Genomic DNA, 20,925 nt, shown 5'->3' with positions numbered 1-20,925 from the left:
CAACAGCGCTAGCTTTACATTTTGGTAAAATAGTTTAATGAGAATAATAAGCAATGTTTGTGCTTTACTGTTACATACTGATTTTCACTCACACTATTTTTACTTAGAAGATATCCCTATCTAGCTTTAGTTAATACCAATATAATCTGCTTAACATCAGATCAATGTCATATATTATCGTATTTTTATAGTTAAGTCTTTCATTAAACGTTTGTCTAAAGTAATTTTTTATATGTGTCAGTGTAAAAGCTAAATAAGAGTGATCAAGAATTAAACTAATCGCCTGTATAGTAAAAAATAATATACAAAATACGTAATATCGCGATAGTATTATGCGTCTAGTGATGGTTTGTGTTGAGAGATCAATTATTTCAACTAAAGTATAGGATAACTGTTGGTATAAAATGGTAAACATGGATGAATATAAATCATATTTTGGAGAATACTATGTTGCGGGTTAGAAGATTATTAGGTTGGTTTTCAAGGGCAGGGGTAATATTTAGTTTACTGTTTATTGTGGCTTGTTCGTCGCAGTCTTCAGTGGAGTTGCCGGCGGCTACAGTTCGTGCTTCTTTGACTGACAATATTAATGATTATAACTATTTAATTGGCCCAGGTGATGAGCTAGAAGTATTTGTATGGGGTAATCCAGACATTTCAAGTTCATATACTGTGCGTCCTGATGGGAAAATTTCTACCTCATTAGTTGATGACTTAGAAGTGTCAGGTAAAACACCAACCGAGTTGGCACGAGAATTAGAATCTCATTTGAATGAATATATACGCGACCCTATAGTTTCGGTAATAGTAAATGAATTTATTGGACCGTTTAGCGAGCAGATTCGAGTTATTGGTGAAGCATCAGATCCTCAAGCAATTAATTACACTGAAGATATGACGTTATTGGACGTTATGATTCAAGTAGGTGGCCTGACTGAATATGCAGATGGTAATGACGCAAGTTTAATTCGCGTAATAGATGGGCAACATAAGAAATTTGCTCTAAGAATGGACGATTTACTGACCTATGGCGAAATCGAAGCTAACGTAGATATCTTACCCGGCGATATAATTATTATCCCAGAAGCATGGTTTTAGAATAGTTAGAATAGGAAGTTAAAAAATATGCAGGAAATGTTAGATGATGTCCTTCAGTTGGTTCGGGGTGTATGGTTAAAACGCCGATATATTTTGATATTTGGTTGGTTGTTATGCCCTGTAGGTTGGACTCTCGTTACTATGCTTCCGGCTCAGTACACGTCAGAAGCTAGAGTATACGCTGACACTAGGTCTATTCTTCAACCTTTATTACGTGGTTTAGCCATACAAACTGACCCTACTCGCGAACTTCAGTTGATGGTTAAAACGCTGTTGAGTCGTTCTAATCTAGAGATAATTGCACGGGACATAGATGCCGATATTCGAGCTTCTACCAGTCAAGAATATGAAGCGATTATTGATGATCTAGAATCTAATATAAAAATTCGTTCCGCAGGAAGAGAGAATTTATACACAATAAGCTACATCGGTAATGAAGCTAATTACGCGAAAGACGTCGTGCAATCTGCTCTGAATGTGTTTGTTGAAAATACACTCAGTGAACAGAGAATCGATACTGACCAAGCGAATGAAATTATTGGTAGTCAAATAGCTGATTATGAAACTAGGCTTATTGATGCAGAAGTTAAGTTGGCCGACTTTAAGCGTGAATATCGTGGCTTTATGCCTGGTAGTGGCACTGGATATTATTCTCAGTTAGAGCAAAATCAAACCGCTTTGGAAGATACTCAGCTTGCGTTGAGTGAAGCAAAAACAAGATTGGAGTCGGTGAGAAGTCAGCTTTACAGAGAAGAATCTAGAGCGACAGATCAGTTGTCACGAGTTCGTACCAAGCACGATGAACGAATTGATGCGTTACAAACACGTTTGGATGATTTGGTGTTTAGATATACTGAAAACCATCCAGATGTGATTGAAACTCGTCGTCAACTAAAAGTATTAGAAGATTTGAGAAGTAAAGATCTGGCTTCTTATTCGGTCAAAGAAATACTGGTTAATAATCCAGTTTATCAAGATCTTAAATTAACGGTCAATCAGCTAGACAATGAAGTTGCATCGCTCACGGTACGTGAAAGACGTTACGTAGATAAAATAGCCGATCTGCAGAACAGACTGGATACAGTGCCAGATGTAGAAGCAAAACTAACGGCTCTTACACGTAACTATAATATTACGAAAGAAAAATATGAGCAGCTTTTATCTCGCAAAGAGAGTGCTCAAATTTCACAGAGTGTCGGAGACTCATCTGACGAAATTAAATTCCGTATTATTGATGCACCAAGAGTCCCTTTAGAGCCGTCAGGTCCACCAAGAGTACTGTTTTTAACCGTAGTGCTTATCTTTGGTTTGGGTAGTGGTGCCGCAGTGTCATTCGCACTAAGTCAAATTACGCCAGTGATTTCATCTACTAATCAGTTACATCAGATGTTGGATTATCCAGTGTTGGGCGTTGTGTCAGCTAGTAAAGTGTCGGGTCTTGCCGAGAGAGCAAAAAGACGAACTAGATGGTTTGCGTTACTCAGTGCTTTATTATTGTTGGTTTTTGTTGCCTTTATTGCCGTCAGTGCTTTTCCACCCGTTCATGAACGATTAATGCAGGCAGCAAACGTTATAATTCAAGGAAGCGATTTTCTCAAAGAATGGTTCAGTGTTTTGATTCGTAAGGTGAATTTCTAGTGAGCACAATCGAAAAAGCGATGGGGAAGCTTAAACAAGCCCCAACACAAAATGATGAGGTGTCTGCTGATAAAGAATCGGCTCATGAGCCAAATTCTGCGATAAGCACAACTCAAGCCAATGTAACCGTACAACAGCAAAGCGCTGCAAGCGGAGTTGAACTTGGTCAGACAGAATTTAATGATGACAAAGAAACACTTCAAATCGACCGAACGCATTTAACTAAATTAGGTGTGATATCTAAAGGAAACGATATTAATGAACGGTTGATGAAAGATGAGTTTCGTACCATAAAACGTAAGTTGATTAGTAGTGCATTTGGTGGCAGCTCTGAATATCTAACCAATGGTAATTTAGTCATGGTTACCAGTGCCAATATGAATGAAGGTAAAACGTTCGTTGCGATAAACCTTGCTATGAGTATTGCTTCCGAAAAGGATAAAACAGTCTTGTTGGTTGATGCAGATGTTTTGAGTCCTAGTATTGCTCAAATGCTTGAATTCGGCGATAAACCGGGACTTATAGATTATCTACTTGGCAATATTGATGATGTGTCTGACATTATCTACCAAACTAACATTCCCGGCTTAAGAATTATGCCAGCAGGTGAGTACCATGATTTGAGTAATGAACTTTTATCCAGTGATAGAATGGCAGCCTTAACTCAAGAATTAGCCACTCGTTATCCTGATAGGATGATTGTAATGGACAGTCCTCCAATTCTGGGTGTGGTAGAAACGGTTACCTTATCAAGTTTAGTCGGACAAGCAGCGGTGGTTGTCGAGCAAAATAAAACCAAAGTGTCAGACGTTAAACAGGCAGTGTCATTGTTGAATAGTGAGATGTCAATAGGGTTCATTATCAATAAAACTTTGAAGAAAGCGGATTATGGATATGGCTATGGATACGGCTACGGATATGGTGGGAAAGACAAGAAGGCATAACGTTTTTCTTGTTGGAATAATATCAACACTGGTGAGTTACAACTTATCGGCCGCAGACGTGAAAATGTCTCCTTTTGTGGAAAGCGGAATAACATTTACCGATAATGTCGATCTCACTAGTTCAAATAAGCAGAGCAGTGAAATACTCACGCTTACAGCAGGAATTGATGTGTCCGTTGATGGTAATGACGGCAACTTATTATTGGCATATCAAGCTAATCAATTGGCTTATTCTCATGATTCTAATGAAAACGAATTATATAATCAGCTAACGTTTAGTGCCGATAAAGGGTTGTTTAACACTGGTTTTGCTGTGGATGCGGTCGCTTCAATAGACAATGTTGCACGTTCTATATTGGATGATGCGAGTAATGATATTTATACGGGTGAGACTGTAGAGACTAAATCATTTGATACCGGTCTTTCTTATCAAAGTAATCCGGCTGGTATCGTGGATCTGTATAGTCGGTTGTCGGCTGGTATGTACGCCTACGATGATGGTGAAGGCGACTACAGTGCTTATAATGCGGTGGTTGATTTTACCGAAGGCGAGCGAGTTAAAGACTATTTTTGGCAATTGAACTATTCTGGAACGAGAAATATTGGTAAAGAGAGTTCTACTCGTTCGAGCTTGCAGACGTTGGATCAAGAGCTGGGTATTCAACGAGGCAAAGGGTTGAGTCCGTTTGTACGTTCGTATTATGAGAAATACACCAGTGAAGCAAGCGATGAAACGACAGAATTTTCTAGTTGGGGTATAGGATTACGCTACTATATTCATGACGACTCATATGTTGAATTTAGTCGTGATTTTGCTTTAGACGATGAGAGTGACGATTACTGGCAAGGTGCAGTACATTTAAACCCGAATCAGAGAACGTCTTTAGATTTTGAATATACCAATCGTTTTTATGGTGATGCATATGAATTTAATTTAAGTCACCGTAGCCGTCGGCTAACCAATGAAATTAGCTATACCGAAGAAGTAAAAAATTACGATAGAGATATTTTTATTGATGGTGAATCAATAGAAGAACTGACTCTTGAACGCCAGTTAGCATGGACATCCACGCTAAATTTACGACGTAGTACGTTTTCAGTCGAGATTAATGGTGGTAAAACCACACCAATTAATGAGTCATCCACTAATTCAGATACGCTGAGATATGGCAGCAGCATTGAGCTATCGCATAATTTGACTCGTAAGATGTCCATATCATCAAGTTTTACTTATGATTACTACCAGTTTGATCAAGACGTCTCTAACCCACAGAAAGATTATTATCGAACTTGGGATCTTGGTTTGTCACGTCAATTTGCCAGAGATTTTTCTATGGATGTTACACTTACGCACCAAGATAAATCGTCTTCTGAAGATGATGGGTATAAAGAAAATAAAATTGATTTGAGTGTAAGGAAAACCTTTTAATTATGTACGAGTCTTATTTTGAGCTGTCAGGAAAGCCGTTTAAACTTAGCCCTGATCCTAACTTTTTTTACGCTAGTCCTCATCACGGTAAGGCGATTTCTTATTTGCGCTACGGTTTAGAATTAGGCGAGGGCTTTATTGTTATTACTGGTCCTATTGGTACCGGAAAAACAACCATCGGACGCAGTTTACTCTCCTCGCTGAATGACTCTATTGTTGCTGCTCAAATTGCTACAAGTAGTTTGTCACCTGAAGAATTGGTTAAGATGGTCGCCGCAGAATTCGGTCTGCAAGTAGAAGGTTTGAGCAAAGCCGATATTCTAATAAGACTTGAACACTTTTTGGGGAATTTGCATCTCAAAAATAAGCGCGCATTATTGATTATTGATGAAGCGCAAAACTTATCTTCAGATACGATTGAAGAGTTAAGAATGTTATCCAATTTTCAGGTGGATGATAAACCTTTAATACAAAGCTTTTTGCTAGGACAGGAAGAACTAAAACCTATTATTGAATTGCCTCAAATGGAGCAATTTAGGCAGAGGATCATTGCTTCTTGTCACCTTAAGGCATTCTCGAAAGAAGAAACTCGAGATTATATTTTACATAGGCTGAAACAAGTAGGTTGGGCCAATAAACCTGAATTACCGGATGTGATATTTGAGCCTATAACCAATTACACTCAAGGCATACCACGTAAAATCAACCTATTTATGGATAGACTGTTCCTGTTTGCTTTTATGGAAAATATTACCTCGATTAATGTTGGTCATGTAGAAAGTATGATCAAAGAAATGGGAGGAGAGCTATCCGGGAGCCTTCAAGCTCCATCGGCAAAGCAGATTAATAAACCGGCCAGCAGACCACAACCGTTGCCATCGCACAGCACCGATAGCGGTTATGATGTCTCTAAGCAGCACAAGATATTATTTGATGTGACTCGCATTTTGGATGATGTGGTGTATCGCAAAACGTTGACCATAAAACATCTTGATAAACTGATTAGAGAAAAACGCAAAATTTTGTCAAATTCCACTGATGACCCATTTGATAAACGTTTAGCGGAAAGCAAACTACCCGAAAATAAATTTGCAGAGAGTGAATTAGCTAATAGACACTGGTTTAAGCAACTCAGCAAAGATCAACAATCGGACTGATTGGCTTTTAACCAGTCAGTCCAAACAATCCTTAAAAATCGAATTAAAACCAGATATTATGTTCGGTCCAAGTTATGTTTAGGTTCAATGTAACGTAAGCAATGATATGAAAGGCCCAACCCTTTATATCTTTAATTTACTGTTTTTATTAAATTATTTTAGGTGAGTTTCGTGCGTAAAAGTGTGTTAGTTATTTGTACTGGAAATATATGTCGCTCTCCTTATGCAGAATCAAAATTAAAGCAGTTATTACCTGGTTCAATTATTGAATCTGCCGGGTTAGCGACTAAAGTTAGCCGCTTACAAGGTAAGCCGGCTAATAGCGTGGCAATCAAAACCGCAGAAGAAAATGATGTTGATATCAGTCAGCATAAAGCTAATCAACTTACTGATGAATTAGTGGACAAATACAATATTATATTGGTAATGGAACAAGATCAGATGGATGAAATCATTGATAGGTTCCCTGCGGCTAAGCATAAAACCTTCCTTTTTGGTCAATGGATAAATGTAAACTGTATTGACGATCCATATCGACAAGGTAAACATGTCTTTAGATACGTATTTTCTACTATTAATAAAGCAGCAGAAGAGTGGGCTAAAAAGTTAGCGTTATTTTAACGTTAACATCTTACTCTATTAACCATCGTTATTTTGTATGCCACAACAACCAGCCATTATCCTTAAATCAGTTTGTCAGCAATTAATCTAGTTGAGGTCTTGCTGATACGGCGCCTATTTGAGCACAACAGTCTCCCTGATGGTTGGCTGTTGTCGCTTACTCCATTTTGTACTTAGCACCATTTATTCCCAGCATTAGATTATTCAATATACCGATGAATTTATATCGCTTTGTCATGTAATTTTAATACATCAATGAAAAAATAGTTCTTATGAAAAGTGAATTTGTTGGCGTAAAAACTCTAGTAATTGGTTAAATTTACGTGTTATTAGCGTCTAATGTTTTTTGTGTTGATATTTTAGGCGGTTTAATAATCTTGATGTCATTTTCGTAATATTTCTGTCTCAGATATGAAACAAATGGACAATGATGTTACTCATTTGTTGAATTTATGAGAGTTACATCACACAATGAATTTGTAGTTTATATACGGAAATTAAACACAAACTTTCGGCTAAGAATCGGAATGAGTATTTAGGATTGGAACCCTGTGAGGGGTTCAGGCTTCCTACTTTTAGGATAGAGAAATGTCAGTTGTTAGCGCATTAGGAGCTAAAAACCTAAGGGCGGTAGCGTACTTAAACGAAAGTTTTGCTAGGGATTAGTTATGTTATATGTCGAAAGGATTCGAAATCAGGGCGAAGAAGCGTCTTCCGCCTACCGTATCTTTGATATTGCTTTAATCATATCGATTCTGTGTGCTTCTACTATTATTTATATAGGAGAAGTTAACCACAGCTACTTGCTTGTTGGTTTTGCGGCTATCGCTTTATTTACCATCATTGCAGAACTGACGGGTGTCTACCGGTCAGTCCATCCCTGTCCTCTGCGTGAAACTCTCATACTTATTTTTATCTCTTGGTTTCTTTGCGCCACTGTTCTTCTTTTCGCTGCATTCATTTTCAAATCTACTGATACCTATTCTCGCGTTGTAATGGGCGCGTGGTTTTCTTTTACGCCAATAACATTAGTCGCTTGGCGATGGCTAAATAAACAAGTGGTTAAGTTTTACGACAGAAACAATGATTACAAGCAAAAAACGGTCATTATTGGTGCGACAGCCTCTGGCTTACAACTTGCAGAAGAAATACAAGAGCATACAGATTTAGGCTTAAAGCTGATTGGCATTTATGATGATCGACCTTTAGAACGTCTCAAGCTCAATCCTGATGAAATGCCCGTCATGTACAAGGGTACGATTGATGACGCGTTACAGTTAGCCAAGTCGAGCAGTATAAAAAACGTATATGTTACTTTACCACTTGAAGCATCAAAACGAATAAAAGAGATACTGCATCACTTTAGCGATAGCGCTGCTAAAGTTCATATAGTACCTGATTTTTTTGTGTACGATTTGATGCAAGCTAAATGGGGTAACGTAGGGTCTCTTGCAACGCTCAGTGTTCATGATACGCCGTTTTATGGTTCAAGTCGTTTCATGAAACGGTTGCAGGATTTAGTTATCTCTTCTCTTATTATCTGTTTAATTAGTCCAGTATTGATTGCTGTGGCAATCGGTGTAAAACTCTCTTCTAAAGGCCCTATTTTATTCAAACAGCAACGTTACGGTTTAGACGGCCGTTCTATCTCTGTTTGGAAATTCCGCTCAATGAGCACCATGGAAAATGGTGCGGTGGTGAAACAAGCCACTCAAAATGACCCTCGCGTTACCCCTTTTGGTCGCTTTATTCGCAGAACTTCTCTTGATGAATTACCACAGTTTTTTAATGTGCTGACCGGCCAAATGTCGATCGTCGGTCCGAGACCTCATGCCGTTGCACATAACGAAGAATATCGAGGCTTAGTTGACAAGTATATGTTACGTCATCACGTTAAACCGGGTATTACTGGTTGGGCGCAAATAAATGGTTATCGTGGTGAAACCGACACATTAGACAAAATGGAAAAACGTATCGAGCATGACTTGATCTACATTCGTCACTGGTCCTTATGGCTTGATATGAAAATTATTTTCCTTACAGCTTTTAAAGGTTTTGTAAGCAAGACTGCTTATTAAACATTTTGTTGTTATACCTTGTTGTATTACATATTGGGTGAAAAATGCACAAACAGATTTATAAACTGATCATACTTTTTTTTCTTACTACTTCTGCTGCGTATGCTAATACAGGTTACGTGTTATCAGCAGGGGATACGATTCGTATTTCAGTTTATGGCGAGGAAGATTTGACCTTTGAAGAGCTCATTATCGACAGTAGCCAGAGTTTTGACTTTCCATATTTAGGTATTCTCAGCACCAGAGGTAAGACATTGAAGCAAGTTCAGCAGATGATTACCGACGGATTATTAGGTGATTATTTAGTTGACCCTAAAGTGAATGTTAGCATTATCAAATATCGCAATGTTTATGTTAATGGCGTGGTTAATAAACCCGGAGCGTATGAGTATCAACCCGAGTTAACTGTTGAAAAAGCCATTACATTGGCGGGTGGCTTTATGGCCAAATACCGCAAGACTAAAGGTATCTATTTAACAAAAAATGAAGAAGTAAAAGGGCTAAGTGATGCTCAAATCAAGACACTACTAAAAGAGCGCGAAACTGTTTCGGTTACTGAAACGGTTAATCCAGGCGACACGATTTATGTGGTTAGTTCGTTTTGGTAATCCGATTTAAGGGCACGTCTTGTGGGTTACTTTTTAATTTAATTACTTATTTAGGTTTTTCATGCAGCAGATATTAGAAGAAAAAAAACGGTCAACTGAAGAACTAGTAGACTTGTCGCATTATTTTAAATTATTGAAAAAGAATTGGTTTTATATTTTATTGTTTACAACACTGGTCACAGGTCTGGCTGTGTTAGTGGCATTGTCTCTTACGCCTAAATATACTGCCACTGCTACGTTGCTGATTGAAGCAAAGCAAAAACAAGTGGTATCTATCGAAGATGTTGTTGGGATTGATAGCACTCAAGCAGAATATTACCTAACCCAGTTTGAAATATTAAAGTCTAATAGCATTGCCGAAAAAGTCATCAAGTCGTTGAAACTTAATGAAATCCCAGAGTTTAATGCAACACTTCGAAATGAGAAGTCAATATTAGATGACATCAAGGCGTTGCCACTGATTGCTTCACTGCTCAATAAAGAAGCAGTGAAAGCACCAAGTGAAGAGGCAGTTAGACAATCAGTTTTAGGTACGTTTAAAAGTAAATTATCGATATCTCCTTTACGTAAAACCCAGTTAGTTAAAATTAGCTTTACCTCCGAAGACCCAAAACTTGCGGCGCAAATTGCTAATGCTGTTGGGTATGCCTACATAGACATTAATCTGGAAGCCCGTTTATCTGCCACTCAATACGCGTCAGGTTGGATTACAGAACGTTTAACCGCATTAAAGTCAGAGCTGGCAAATTCTGAAAAAGCGCTGTCAGACTTTTTAGTTGAGGAAAAGCTTATTGATGATAGCGGTATTGACGCGCTTGCTAGCCAAGAATTATCTAATTTAACCACACGTTTATCTGAAGTGCGTGACCGACGTATTGAAGTCGAATCGGCTTATACGGCTCTTCGCGCAACTAATGCTACCGATATTTCTGCTATCTCGTCTATACCTAGCATTTCATCTCACCCCCAAGTAATTTCTATTCGCCAAGCTGAAATTGAAGCAACTAATGACGTGCAACAACTTGCTAAACGTTACGGTCCTAAGCATGACAAAATGCAAGAAGCCATTGCCAAGTTGAAATCTGTACAGGCTCAATCGAGCAGTATCATTAAGAAACTTATCAACGGGATAGGCAAAGAATTACAAGCAGTCCGTAAACAAGAAGCTCTCATTTCTTCAGAAATTAATAGTCGAAAAGGCGAGTTTCAACAGATTACTCTAAAGAAAAGCCAATATGAGGCTTTGAAGCGGGAAGTAGAGACGAATCGAAACGTATTAAATGTATTCTTAAATAGACAAAAAGAAACCACGGCGACCAGTGACTTTCAATCTGCCAATGCACGTTTTACTGATCAAGCACTTATTCCTCAATTTCCAAGTGCACCAAAGAAAAAAATTATTGTTGCGTTAGCCATCGTTGCTAGCCTTGGTTTTGCGGTAGTAATGGTCTTTATTGTCGATGCAATGAAAAATACCATCGAATCGATGAAAAACTTCGAGGATAACTTTGGTTTGATGCCATTAGGTGGATTGCCAAAAATTAAAGTTAGAAAATTCAGAAAGAAACCGCTTGATAACAGTGTCTTTTTTGATTCGAAGTATGGTGTATTTATCGAATCAATCCGTTCGATACGAACATCACTTATGCTTAGCTTGATGGGCTCTGAAAATAAGAAAATCGCAATTACTTCATCGGTAGCAGAGGAAGGTAAAACAACCTTGTCTATCAACTTGGCGATGTCATTTGCTAAAGTAGAAAAAGTGTTACTCATTGATTGTGACTTGCGTAAACCTTCTATTGCCTCCCGTTTTGGCTATAAAAAATACCAACAAGGGCTTACTAACCACTTATTAATGGGCTCTCATCTAGACGATTGTCTTCTTTCTGATGAACAATCTGGGTTAACGATCTTGCCTGCAGGTATGTTAACACCTAACCCGCAAGAGTTGCTGAGTTCTAAAGCATTTGCACAATTATTAACTACATTAGAAAGTAAATTTGACCGGATTGTCATTGATACGCCGCCAACTTTACCAGTGAGCGATTCTTTAATTGTTAGTCAATTAACGAAATCTGTGTTGTTGGTTGCCAAAGCTAATTCGACTAAGCAACAAGTCGTTCGAAGTGCGATATCCAAATTGCTTGCTCATCATATAAAAATTGACGGAGTAGTCATCAATCAGGTTAACGCAAAAACTGCTTTGTCTGATTATGGTTATGGTGAATATAGCCAATATGGCGATGCGACCAATTAGTGCGCTTAATTGAAGTGGATTCGTCTACTTTATGTTTTTTTAGAAAATAACAATTAGAAGTTGGATATGAAAAAAAGTAGACGCATTCTAGGGTTAGAATTCTGTACGGAAAATGTAGATAAGATAGTTGAGCTGGTTATTAATGAACAAGTTCTTAATACGCTGAACGAAGACAAGCTGTCTTCACCTCAACAGCCACATCCATCTAGAGAGTTACAGTTGTTGGTTACACCTAATGTAGACCATGTTGTCACCATGACAAAAGATCCGCAGTTTAAAGAGTTGTGTCAAAATGCATGGCTACTTACTGCAGATGGCTTTCCGGTAGTGAAATTGCTCAGATATTGTGATGTGGATATTCCGGGCCGTATTACTGGTGCTGATTTATTCCCCGCGATAATGGATAGACTCACCGTCGATGTCCACAGTCCATTCTTTGTCTGTTCTTCTACTCAAACCGCTGAATTTTTGTCTGACTGGCTTAGAAAGAATGGCTTTTCAAGCGCAGAACAACGTGTAGTTGTTCCTGATTTTGGTTTCGAAAATGACCCGGCGTATAACCAGCAACTTATCCAACAGATTAACGCGTTAGATACTACCCATCTATTTTTTGGTGTTGGTGCGCCTAAGTCAGAGAAATGGATGTACACCCATCGAAATGAATTGCCCAACATGCTTGGTTTTGGTTTTGGTGCAGGCTTAGATTTTTTTGCTGGGGTAAAAAAACGCGCACCGTTATGGGTACAAAATATTAAAATGGAGTGGTTTTGGCGTTTATCTAGCGAGCCTAAACGCCTAGCTAAACGTTATCTTATCAACTCTTGGGTGTTCTTAGGCGTTGCGTTAAAGGAAATGAAACAGCACAAAAGGGACTTCGGTTAATGGATTTTCACAACGATAAACGTCCTGACTTGATTATTGATTGTACTCACTTAGGACGGCATACCACTGGATTAGAACGCATCACAGAAGAGTTGTTTTCTGCTGAGGCATTGTCTCTAGAGACTTGCTCTGCCGAAGAGGTGGTCAGCGAAGAACGTATTGTGAAAGAAGACAATGTGATTGAAAAGGACAATAGTGCCAGTCAAGAGCGCGTTTCACTAGCACACAGTAGCAATAGAATTCAGCATGTGCCAGGCGGAAACATTGGTCTGATGATAATGCAGCAGTGGTTTGGTATCCTCATTAGAGCATTGCGGCACACTAAAGCTATCGTGATTACTCCGGGGTTTCCTCCTAGCATTTTGTTGTCGTTATTTATCGGTAAAAGAGTTATTCCATATATTCACGACCTATTTTTATTAACTCGTACTGAAGAGCTGAATTTTAGAGCAAAGTATTACATGAGACCGTCGCTGGCTTTTGCTGTTCGACATTTAGATACGTTTTTTGTTAATTCAATAAAAACTAAAAATGAATTGATACCATTTTGCAAAAAAGATGCTGAAATCATTACTTATCGACCTAAAGTTAGAAATGTTTTTTCGGTCGAAAATAACCACTCACGCTATGAAGCGTTTGAGCTGAACAAACTGAAAATATTAATGATTGGTACAGTGGAGCCTCGTAAAAACTATTCAGGGGCAGTCCGCTTATTCACTGCCTTGCGACAAAAACTAGGCGACAATATAGAGTTACATATTGTAGGTCGTATAGGATGGGGAGAAGATGCCGACCTGCTTCAATCGACAGAAGGTATCGTCTGCCATGGGTACGCAAGCAGCGATACAGTAAAAGATCTTATCGCTCAATGTTCATTCTTTCTTTCTACATCACATGATGAGGGGTTAGGGTTACCTTTATTAGAAGTTCAATATGGCGGGATTGCCGTAGTAGCATCTGATATCGAAGTTTACCGTGAAGTGCTAGGCAGCAGTGGATTGCTGATTGATTCAGATAAGGTTGACCACGCAGTCGAGCAAATTATTACTCAGTTTAGCGACCCAACTTGGCTTGCTACTGCAGCAGAACAATCTTTTGCAAACGTGATATCTTGGAATCAAGAAGCGGAAAAAGACCAGCATGTTGTTTTGCAACGATTAAAAGGACATAAATCGTGAATAAAAAGCCGGTTATTTTAGTCAATCATCTTTTGGAACCAGGCAACAAAATTTCTGGTATTTCCAATTATCTATTTTATCTTTTGAATAAACTTCTGGATAGTGAGCAATTTACCTATGTAATGCTGACGTGTTGGGACGAAAATAAGTTACCAGATATGTTAAAAGGAAAAGGACTGACGGTGGTTACCTTGCCGTATATTGAGTCTACCCCCAAGAATATCTTGTCCCAGTTTAGCCGAGTAAGAAAGTATGCTCGCCAATATAAGGTGGATTTGGAGTTTAATCCAAATCCTTTGGCTGGTATCGATGGACCTGGAATGCCACCGCTAGTCAATGTGGTTCACGACTTGTATTTTGATGTATCGCCTTCGTCATACAAATTTCATCATCGTCTTTGGTGGAGAATGTTTTTTCCATCGACCTTAAAGAGAGCAAAAAAAACCATTTGTGTATCTAATAATACTCAAAATGACCTGATTAAATACCATGAAAAATTTCGACACAAAACAACGGTAGTAAAAGAAGCCGCATGTTTGAATGGTGAATTTGTACGTCGGGAAAGAGAAGACTACGGTTTATTCGTCGCAAGTGTGTCACCGAATAAAGGTGCTGAAGTTCTCATTAGAGCGATGAAGCTACTGGAATATCGCGGTACACCAGTAAAGATAATTCATACGGGACGAGACCCTGTTGGATATTTAACCACGTTTGCTAATCAATATGGTCTGAAAGAAGGGCCTTTTACTGTGGGTTATTTATCAGAACAACAATTAGTCGAAAAATACTCTAAAGCTAAATTTTTAGCATTTCCGTCTTTTTATGAAGGATTTGGACTACCAGTATTGGAAGCGCAGAAATATGGTGTACCAGTCATTGCCACCGACATTGCGGTACTAAGAGAAGTAGCAGGACAAGGCGCTCAGTTTTTTCCATTAGGCGATGCAGAAGCGCTCGCTGACTCAATAGAAAATGTGATTAGTAATCCAGAACAGTTTGAAGACTTATCCAATAAAGCCATTCAAAACGAATCTCAGTTTAGTTGGACTAAAGCAGCGAAGCAGACTGAACAAGTATTTTTGAATGCAATCTAAAGAAAGTTAGGGAAATAATGACTATGAATGGAACGCATAGATTAATATCTATACATCCTTTTGATCCTACAGGAACAAAGGTAGGTGGGATAGAGACCCATATACGACATGTAATTAAATTAGCCCCACCGCATATTGACCTGATTTTTGTTGGGGTAGATGAGAGCAACACGCTTGAGCTGGGGAAATTAGTGTCATTAAAAAGTTCGACTGGGCGTGAATACCAATTTCTACCGGTTATGCATACGCAGCCTCAAGAGATTAATAAAGTCGCTAGGAACGTATTTCAATCTTTAACCTTTAACTATTTTATGGCGCTATTAAAGTATCGAAAGATATTAAAAAGCCTGTATAAAGAACAAAAGTCGACAGTTGAAATTCAACGGTATGAATTTTCTTGGATATGTAAATTATTAGGTTTCGATCATGTGTTACTTACTCATGGTGATATTCCCAAGGGCAGTAATTTCGACTCCCTTATTAGTAAACTATGGTTTATTAACAAGTTTAATGAGAAACGCGCCATTCTTTCTGCTAATAAAGTTATTTCTGTTAGTTCAGCGCAAACAGAAAGACTCAAAAAAGATTATCCTCGAAAAGCGCAAGATATCAACTATATGACGGTTAGCGTTGACGATACTTTATTTAAACCAACCCCTTATGACTGCTCCGATGGGGTTCTAAAACTGGCCTTCGCAGGACGATTGGATATTTTTAAACGTCCAGAAATGATGTTTGATATCGTCGACATACTGTCTAAAAAACTGGATGGTAAAGTTGAGTTTCACTATGTCGGTGTATCTGATACTAATCAATTCCCTGAATACCAGAAAGTCAAAGACAAAGTTATTTTGCATGGCTATAAACAGTCGGCAGAAATATCACAACTTTGGCAACAAATGCATGTCGGTTTAGTCACTTCAACGTTTGAAGGATGGCCAGTTTATGTGATGGAAGCGGTATGCAGTGGTCGTCCTGTCGTGTCATTGAAATTAGATCAGATGGCTGACACGTTTGAAGATGGGCAGTGCGGCACTATGCTACCTATTAACCAAGATGATGCAGCAAACGATATGGCTGATGAGATACTGATTGTCTGGGAAAAAATTCAAAAAGGAGCCGTAACTCCAGAAAGTGTCAACGCTAAAATATCGCCATTTAAAGCCAGTAAGCAAATGAATCGCTTATTTGAAATGCATTTGGGTTTAGTATGAAAAATCCATTAATTAGTATCGTTATCAATAATTACAACTATCAAGAATACGTTGCTAAGGCACTAAATAGTGCATTGGAGCAAGATTATGCAAACGTGGAAGTGGTTATTGTAGATGATGGCTCGACAGATAAATCGGCTGAGATCATACGGTCATTTAATTTAGAAAAAGCCGTGTTTCAAACTAACGCAGGGCAAATTTCAGCTATGAATGCTGGTTTCAACCTATCGTCAGGAGAAGTGGTGATTTTCCTAGATTCTGATGATTATTTATATCCAGAATGTTGCAGCGAAATAGCCAAATGTTTTAAAGAAAATATTATGGCTTATCAATATAAGTTAGATACTGTTCGAGCTGACGAAACAAAGATGAATATAGATGCGCCTCCTTGTGATCTTCTTTTAGATAAGCATCAAGACTTTATTTATAAACACGGTTATATACCTTCCGCACCCATGTCTGGTATGGCGTATTCGAGACAATATCTTCAATCGGTATTGCCAGCCGATCCAAGTATTTGGCAATCTGCTTATGATGGTTATTTAATTTATGTTGCAGCGGCAACGGGTGATGTTGTATCGATTAACCGCTGTTTAGGGGCATATCGACAACATAATAAAAGTGAATCTGAACACGGAAACACGAGCATGAGAAAACATAGACATATGCTCGATTGCCAAATCCTCTATGCCAAAGGAATCAAGAAAAGAGCCTTTCAAGTTTCTTCATTGTCATTGCAGTTAGATAACTTATTAGGAGCTTATCACTGGAAACGCCGATTAGATTCGTATTTGTTGGATCGATCTAATCACCGATATAGCACTGATAACAAGTTTTTCTTAGCAAAAAATATGTTCAAAGCGTTCTATCACGACCCTTTGATTGACAGCAAGCGCAAAACTAAAAATTTATTTCTTTCTCTTTTATATATGCTTGCTCCCACTAAGCTGTCTGTTTATTTATCAGGCAAATTATCTGACTATCCTGATCTTAAATCAGGAAAAATTTAGACACTTCCTATGTTAATTAAACGTTCGTTACAGTTTTTACCTGCACAGCTATTAACGCCATTAGCTCAGTTTGTCTCTATTGTTGTGTGGACATATTATTGTTCAGCAGAAACGATAGGTGTGATTACTTTGTTGGCGGTCTTTCAAGAGTTAGCACAAAAAGTAGTCTTCGGTTGGTGGACCCATTATACGTTGCGTTACCACGGAGATTCAAATGAGCACTGGAGCGAATCAGATTCGTTTTTGCTGTTGTTACTGTTCGTACAAATTGCCGTCTCGTTTGTTGCTTTATATTGGTGGTTTGGCACTGGTTACGACATGGTGTTTTATTCAATAGTGGCATTATATATGGCGCTTAGAAGCCTAAATCAATACTTTGTAATAGTATGCTCAATTAAAGGACAGGCTTTAGGGTTTAATATTTGTTCTTTATCTGGCCCTGTTATTGGACTATTGATTAGTATAATACTTATTATCAATTTTGGTGATCACCCCATTTATCCAATTACTGGATTTGCAATAGGGGAGAGCCTGTCGATTATTTATTATTACTTTACTTCAAACTACGCGATACAAATGTTATCTAAGCAAGTGGTTAAGAAGGCACTTTATTATGGAGCACCTTTATTAATTGCAGGTGTTTTTTCATGGACGGCACTGAATATTTCTCGCTTCATGGTTGAATGGAACTTGGGGCTGGCTGCAGTTGGTGAATTCGCAGTTGGATTTGGGTTAGGGCAACGGGCTGCCAGTCTTGCATCTATGTTAGTTACACCCGCAGCTTTGCCAATGGCAATGCAAAAGATGCGAGATGAAGGTCAAGTAGCCGCTATGAAACAACTCGCGGATAATTTTGCGTTATTGATGGCAGTTATGTTACCTGCATTGGTAGGAATCTTCATGATAAAGGATGAATTTATCCCATTAGTTATAGCCGATGATTTTCAGTTAGCTGCATTAGCGACATTTCCTTGGGCATTATTGTCTGGTGGTCTATTTGCTGTAATTTACAACTATTGCAATCATTACTTTCTGGTAGTAGCAAATACTAAACCATTAATTTGGGTAGACTTTTCATTAGCCATCGGTGCCGCGGTATTTTCGTGGTGGCTAGTTCAAAGCCAAGGTATGGTTGGTGGTGTAATTGCAATGGCAATTGCGTCGGCAATAGTGACCGCGGTGCTGTTAATTTATTTAGTGAATTATAAGGGGCTAGTTGTTCCTGTTAAACCTCTATTGGTGACTTTTTCTGCTGCTATTGCAATGGCAATTTCTGTTGAGCTAGTGCGAGGCTCTGTTGCTACTGGGTGGTTAGGTGTTGTTATGTTAATTTTAGTCGGCGCTAGCGTATATACGGCTGTGATGTACCCGTTTTATAGAAAAGGGATAGTATTAAAATATGCTTAGTGATTACGATGAAGGTTTGCCTAGATTGGCCTTTATTTTTTTTGCAGCTTCTGTAATTTCGTTGATTACGTTGTCGACTGATGTATTAGCATTGTTTGGCTATCGTTATGGAGATCCTTACGCGAATTTTATATTTAAATTTCATCCTCAAGTTTATTTTATATGTATTTGCTTTTTGATGGTTTGTATGAAACAAGGCTTGTCTGGTTTAAAAAATATTTTGTTGGCGAAGAATATATTTTGGTCTTTAGTTATTTGTATTTTATGTTTTTTATACGTCACCATTATATTAAAAAAACCGCTAACAACTATAATTACCACTTGGTTATGTCCAATGTTTTTGTTGGCTTTATATTTACATTGCTCAAATTCGCAAAAGCAATTTCTCTACAAAATTTGTATCTATATCATTATAGTTAATGCCTTGTTAGGAGTATATGAATATGTGTTTTCACATCATGTAATCCCAAAGAATTATTTTTCAGCTGTGGATGGTGAATTGCTTGATCTAAGCGAATGGGACTTTTATCGTTCAGTCGCTTTATACGGTCATCCATTGACAGCGACTTTAATCTCAGGTCTTGTTGTAATTGGTTTGAGCGCTAAAGCTAGAACTACGAACTTGTGCAAGTTAGACCGAATAGCGTTAATGGTTTCCTGGGTTTCTTTGCCTGCTTTCGGTGGACGTACCGCAATTGCAGTAACAGTAATGTTGGTTTTTATTATGATGTTATCCAACATTTCAAATGTTATTAAGCAGGGTGTTAGTCATAAAAAAATGATTTTGTTTCTTGTTGGATTATTTGTCACTCCACTTATTATTTTGTTAGCTTTTGATTTCGGTCTTTTTGATAAATTGATAGACCGATTAAATGATGATAATGGCAGCGCAGCTACTAGACTTGTTGCCCTCCAAATTTTCTTTGACACACCGGTGTTAAGTTTATTGTTAGGTGACTTTAGTAACGAGCTTTTCAACAGACAAATATCATTTGGTACATCATATGGTATAGAAGTGTTTTGGCTCGCAATAATATTGAGTTGGGGGTTTATTGTTTCTATACCTTTGTTTTTTGTTTTATTTTACTCTTTTAGAATATTAATTCTTAATGTTGGTGGACACGTTTTTTGGGTCAACCTCGGTTTTGCATTAATCCTCTCGTCTGGTGTTGGCCTAAGTGTTAAATCTTTATTGTTTTCTCAATTTATGACCATTGTTCTGTTTGTTTTAAATGGAGGCAATGTTTCGACTAAGAGACTTAAAAATGCAACTGATATCTAAATATAGAAGTGAGGTTATGGGGGGTTGCTATTTTATGGGTGATGTTATTTCATTCTAAAATAGTAATATCTGAAAGTATATTTTATATACCTATTAAAATATTAAAATCTAGTGGCTATATAGGCGTTGATATTTTTATACTTCTCTCGGGTATGGGAGTGTATCATAGCATTAATGATGGGTTTTGTTTTAAAAAATATATTTCTCGAAGATTATTGAAAATAATACCAGCATTTTGGTTTTCTTTGACGATTTTTTATATTTTGAAGTCATATGATGGATTTCAATATGAAGCCTCAGAGATAATTTATTCCTTTCTAGGATTGGATTTATTTATAAATGATTCAATAGTGTACTGGTTTATTCCTTCCATATTTATTTGTTATCTTATAGCGCCTATTTTGGTTAAAGTTTTGGATTCGTGTTATTCTGATAGATATAAACTCACTTCCTTGCTTATTTTATATATTCTAGGTTTGATTATAGTTTATAATTTTTTGAGCGTAATACTGATTTTTTATATTAGAGTGCCTGTTTTTTTCTTAGGTCTGTATGTAGGGAAATGTATCGTTAGAACTTCTGTGACACCTCAAAATCTGGTTCGTAATAGCACAATCATCACTATAGTTGGTATGCTTGTCGTTGCGTTGATTTTAGGTATGTTTGATTGGCAATATCGAAAGGAAACTGGTATCTCATGGTATATATCAGCAGTGTTAGCATTCCCTATTACTATCGTTATTTGTGAATTTTTTGAAAGAAACAAAGTAAATACTAGATTACTTAACGTATTTTTTAGAAAGTTAGGTGTATTAAGCCTAGAGTTGTATTTGTTTCATATTATTATATTTGAATTTTTGGTTAATGTTGAATTTTGGCGTGGTGATTGGAATTTTCTTCGAATCCCAGAATATATCTTGTACGTTATTTTTTCATTCTTACTTTCAGTTTTATTTGTGAGGTTTTTAAAAACATTTCAAGTAATAAATATATTAAACAGGTCAAGATGAAGTCTTTGGTTTTTTGTT

The 20,925-nt window shown here is 37.6% G+C and carries 17 protein-coding genes; all 17 read left to right on the top strand.

Translation table 11 applies throughout. The annotated features are described in order from the left end of the window. Window positions 1–417: 417 nt before the first annotated feature. The 17 genes from R3X26_RS00560 (at window position 418) to R3X26_RS00480 (ending at window position 20,907) form a co-directional block, all read left to right on the top strand. Window positions 418–1,098, top strand: coding sequence for an XrtA/PEP-CTERM system exopolysaccharide export protein (locus R3X26_RS00560; RefSeq protein WP_317715176.1), 681 nt, complete (start codon window positions 418–420; stop codon window positions 1,096–1,098). Between the two features lie 27 nt (window positions 1,099–1,125). Continuing rightward, complete coding sequence (locus R3X26_RS00555) at window positions 1,126–2,736, top strand: XrtA system polysaccharide chain length determinant (RefSeq protein ID WP_317715175.1); 1,611 nt, start codon at window positions 1,126–1,128, stop codon at window positions 2,734–2,736. Next, window positions 2,736–3,680, top strand: a complete 945-nt coding sequence (locus R3X26_RS00550; RefSeq protein WP_317715174.1) for an XrtA-associated tyrosine autokinase — start codon at window positions 2,736–2,738, stop codon at window positions 3,678–3,680. Before R3X26_RS00555 ends, R3X26_RS00550 begins: the two co-directional genes overlap by 1 nt. Continuing rightward, the gene (locus R3X26_RS00545; RefSeq protein WP_317715173.1) at window positions 3,637–5,109 is read left to right on the top strand and encodes a TIGR03016 family PEP-CTERM system-associated outer membrane protein; all 1,473 of its coding nucleotides are present in this window, start codon (window positions 3,637–3,639) and stop codon (window positions 5,107–5,109) included. Before R3X26_RS00550 ends, R3X26_RS00545 begins: the two co-directional genes overlap by 44 nt. Window positions 5,110–5,111: 2 nt before the next feature. Next, the gene (locus R3X26_RS00540; protein ID WP_317715172.1) at window positions 5,112–6,266 is read left to right on the top strand and encodes an XrtA/PEP-CTERM system-associated ATPase; all 1,155 of its coding nucleotides are present in this window, start codon (window positions 5,112–5,114) and stop codon (window positions 6,264–6,266) included. 171 nt (window positions 6,267–6,437) lie between these two features. Continuing rightward, window positions 6,438–6,887: a low molecular weight protein-tyrosine-phosphatase gene (locus tag R3X26_RS00535; RefSeq protein ID WP_317715171.1), complete on the top strand. Its 450-nt coding sequence runs from the start codon at window positions 6,438–6,440 to the stop codon at window positions 6,885–6,887. A gap of 668 nt (window positions 6,888–7,555) precedes the next feature. After that, window positions 7,556–8,965 carry an undecaprenyl-phosphate glucose phosphotransferase gene (locus R3X26_RS00530; protein WP_317715170.1) on the top strand — a complete coding sequence of 470 codons (1,410 nt, stop codon included), beginning with the start codon at window positions 7,556–7,558 and terminating at the stop codon, window positions 8,963–8,965. A gap of 44 nt (window positions 8,966–9,009) precedes the next feature. Beyond that, window positions 9,010–9,573, top strand: coding sequence for a polysaccharide biosynthesis/export family protein (locus R3X26_RS00525; protein WP_317715169.1), 564 nt, complete (start codon window positions 9,010–9,012; stop codon window positions 9,571–9,573). A gap of 61 nt (window positions 9,574–9,634) precedes the next feature. Further along, entirely contained in the window at window positions 9,635–11,830 is a 2,196-nt protein-coding gene (locus R3X26_RS00520) for a polysaccharide biosynthesis tyrosine autokinase (protein WP_317715168.1), read from the top strand. Between the two features lie 66 nt (window positions 11,831–11,896). Continuing rightward, window positions 11,897–12,712: a WecB/TagA/CpsF family glycosyltransferase gene (locus R3X26_RS00515; protein ID WP_317715167.1), complete on the top strand. Its 816-nt coding sequence runs from the start codon at window positions 11,897–11,899 to the stop codon at window positions 12,710–12,712. Further along, complete coding sequence (locus tag R3X26_RS00510; RefSeq protein ID WP_317715166.1) at window positions 12,712–13,890, top strand: glycosyltransferase; 1,179 nt, start codon at window positions 12,712–12,714, stop codon at window positions 13,888–13,890. The genes R3X26_RS00515 and R3X26_RS00510 overlap by 1 nt, the downstream gene beginning before the upstream one ends. Then, window positions 13,887–14,984 carry a glycosyltransferase family 1 protein gene (locus R3X26_RS00505; protein ID WP_317715165.1) on the top strand — a complete coding sequence of 366 codons (1,098 nt, stop codon included), beginning with the start codon at window positions 13,887–13,889 and terminating at the stop codon, window positions 14,982–14,984. The genes R3X26_RS00510 and R3X26_RS00505 overlap by 4 nt, the downstream gene beginning before the upstream one ends. Before the next feature lie 23 nt (window positions 14,985–15,007). Then, window positions 15,008–16,198, top strand: a complete 1,191-nt coding sequence (locus R3X26_RS00500; protein ID WP_317715164.1) for a glycosyltransferase — start codon at window positions 15,008–15,010, stop codon at window positions 16,196–16,198. Beyond that, window positions 16,195–17,208, top strand: a complete 1,014-nt coding sequence (locus tag R3X26_RS00495) for a glycosyltransferase family A protein (protein ID WP_317715163.1) — start codon at window positions 16,195–16,197, stop codon at window positions 17,206–17,208. The genes R3X26_RS00500 and R3X26_RS00495 overlap by 4 nt, the downstream gene beginning before the upstream one ends. A gap of 9 nt (window positions 17,209–17,217) precedes the next feature. Continuing rightward, window positions 17,218–18,615 (top strand): oligosaccharide flippase family protein, encoded by a 1,398-nt coding sequence (locus R3X26_RS00490; RefSeq protein WP_317715162.1) that lies wholly within the window; start codon window positions 17,218–17,220, stop codon window positions 18,613–18,615. Continuing rightward, window positions 18,608–19,897, top strand: coding sequence for a VpsF family polysaccharide biosynthesis protein (locus R3X26_RS00485; RefSeq protein ID WP_317715161.1), 1,290 nt, complete (start codon window positions 18,608–18,610; stop codon window positions 19,895–19,897). Before R3X26_RS00490 ends, R3X26_RS00485 begins: the two co-directional genes overlap by 8 nt. 8 nt (window positions 19,898–19,905) lie before the next feature. Then, window positions 19,906–20,907 (top strand): acyltransferase, encoded by a 1,002-nt coding sequence (locus R3X26_RS00480; protein ID WP_317715160.1) that lies wholly within the window; start codon window positions 19,906–19,908, stop codon window positions 20,905–20,907. The last annotated feature ends 18 nt before the right edge of the window (window positions 20,908–20,925 follow it).

The sequence above is a fragment of the Vibrio sp. TH_r3 genome (assembly GCF_033101115.1).
Classification (GTDB): Bacteria; Pseudomonadota; Gammaproteobacteria; order Enterobacterales; family Vibrionaceae; genus Vibrio.
Note: the sequence above shows the minus strand (reverse complement) of the source record. Positions and strands in the feature narration are given on the sequence as shown.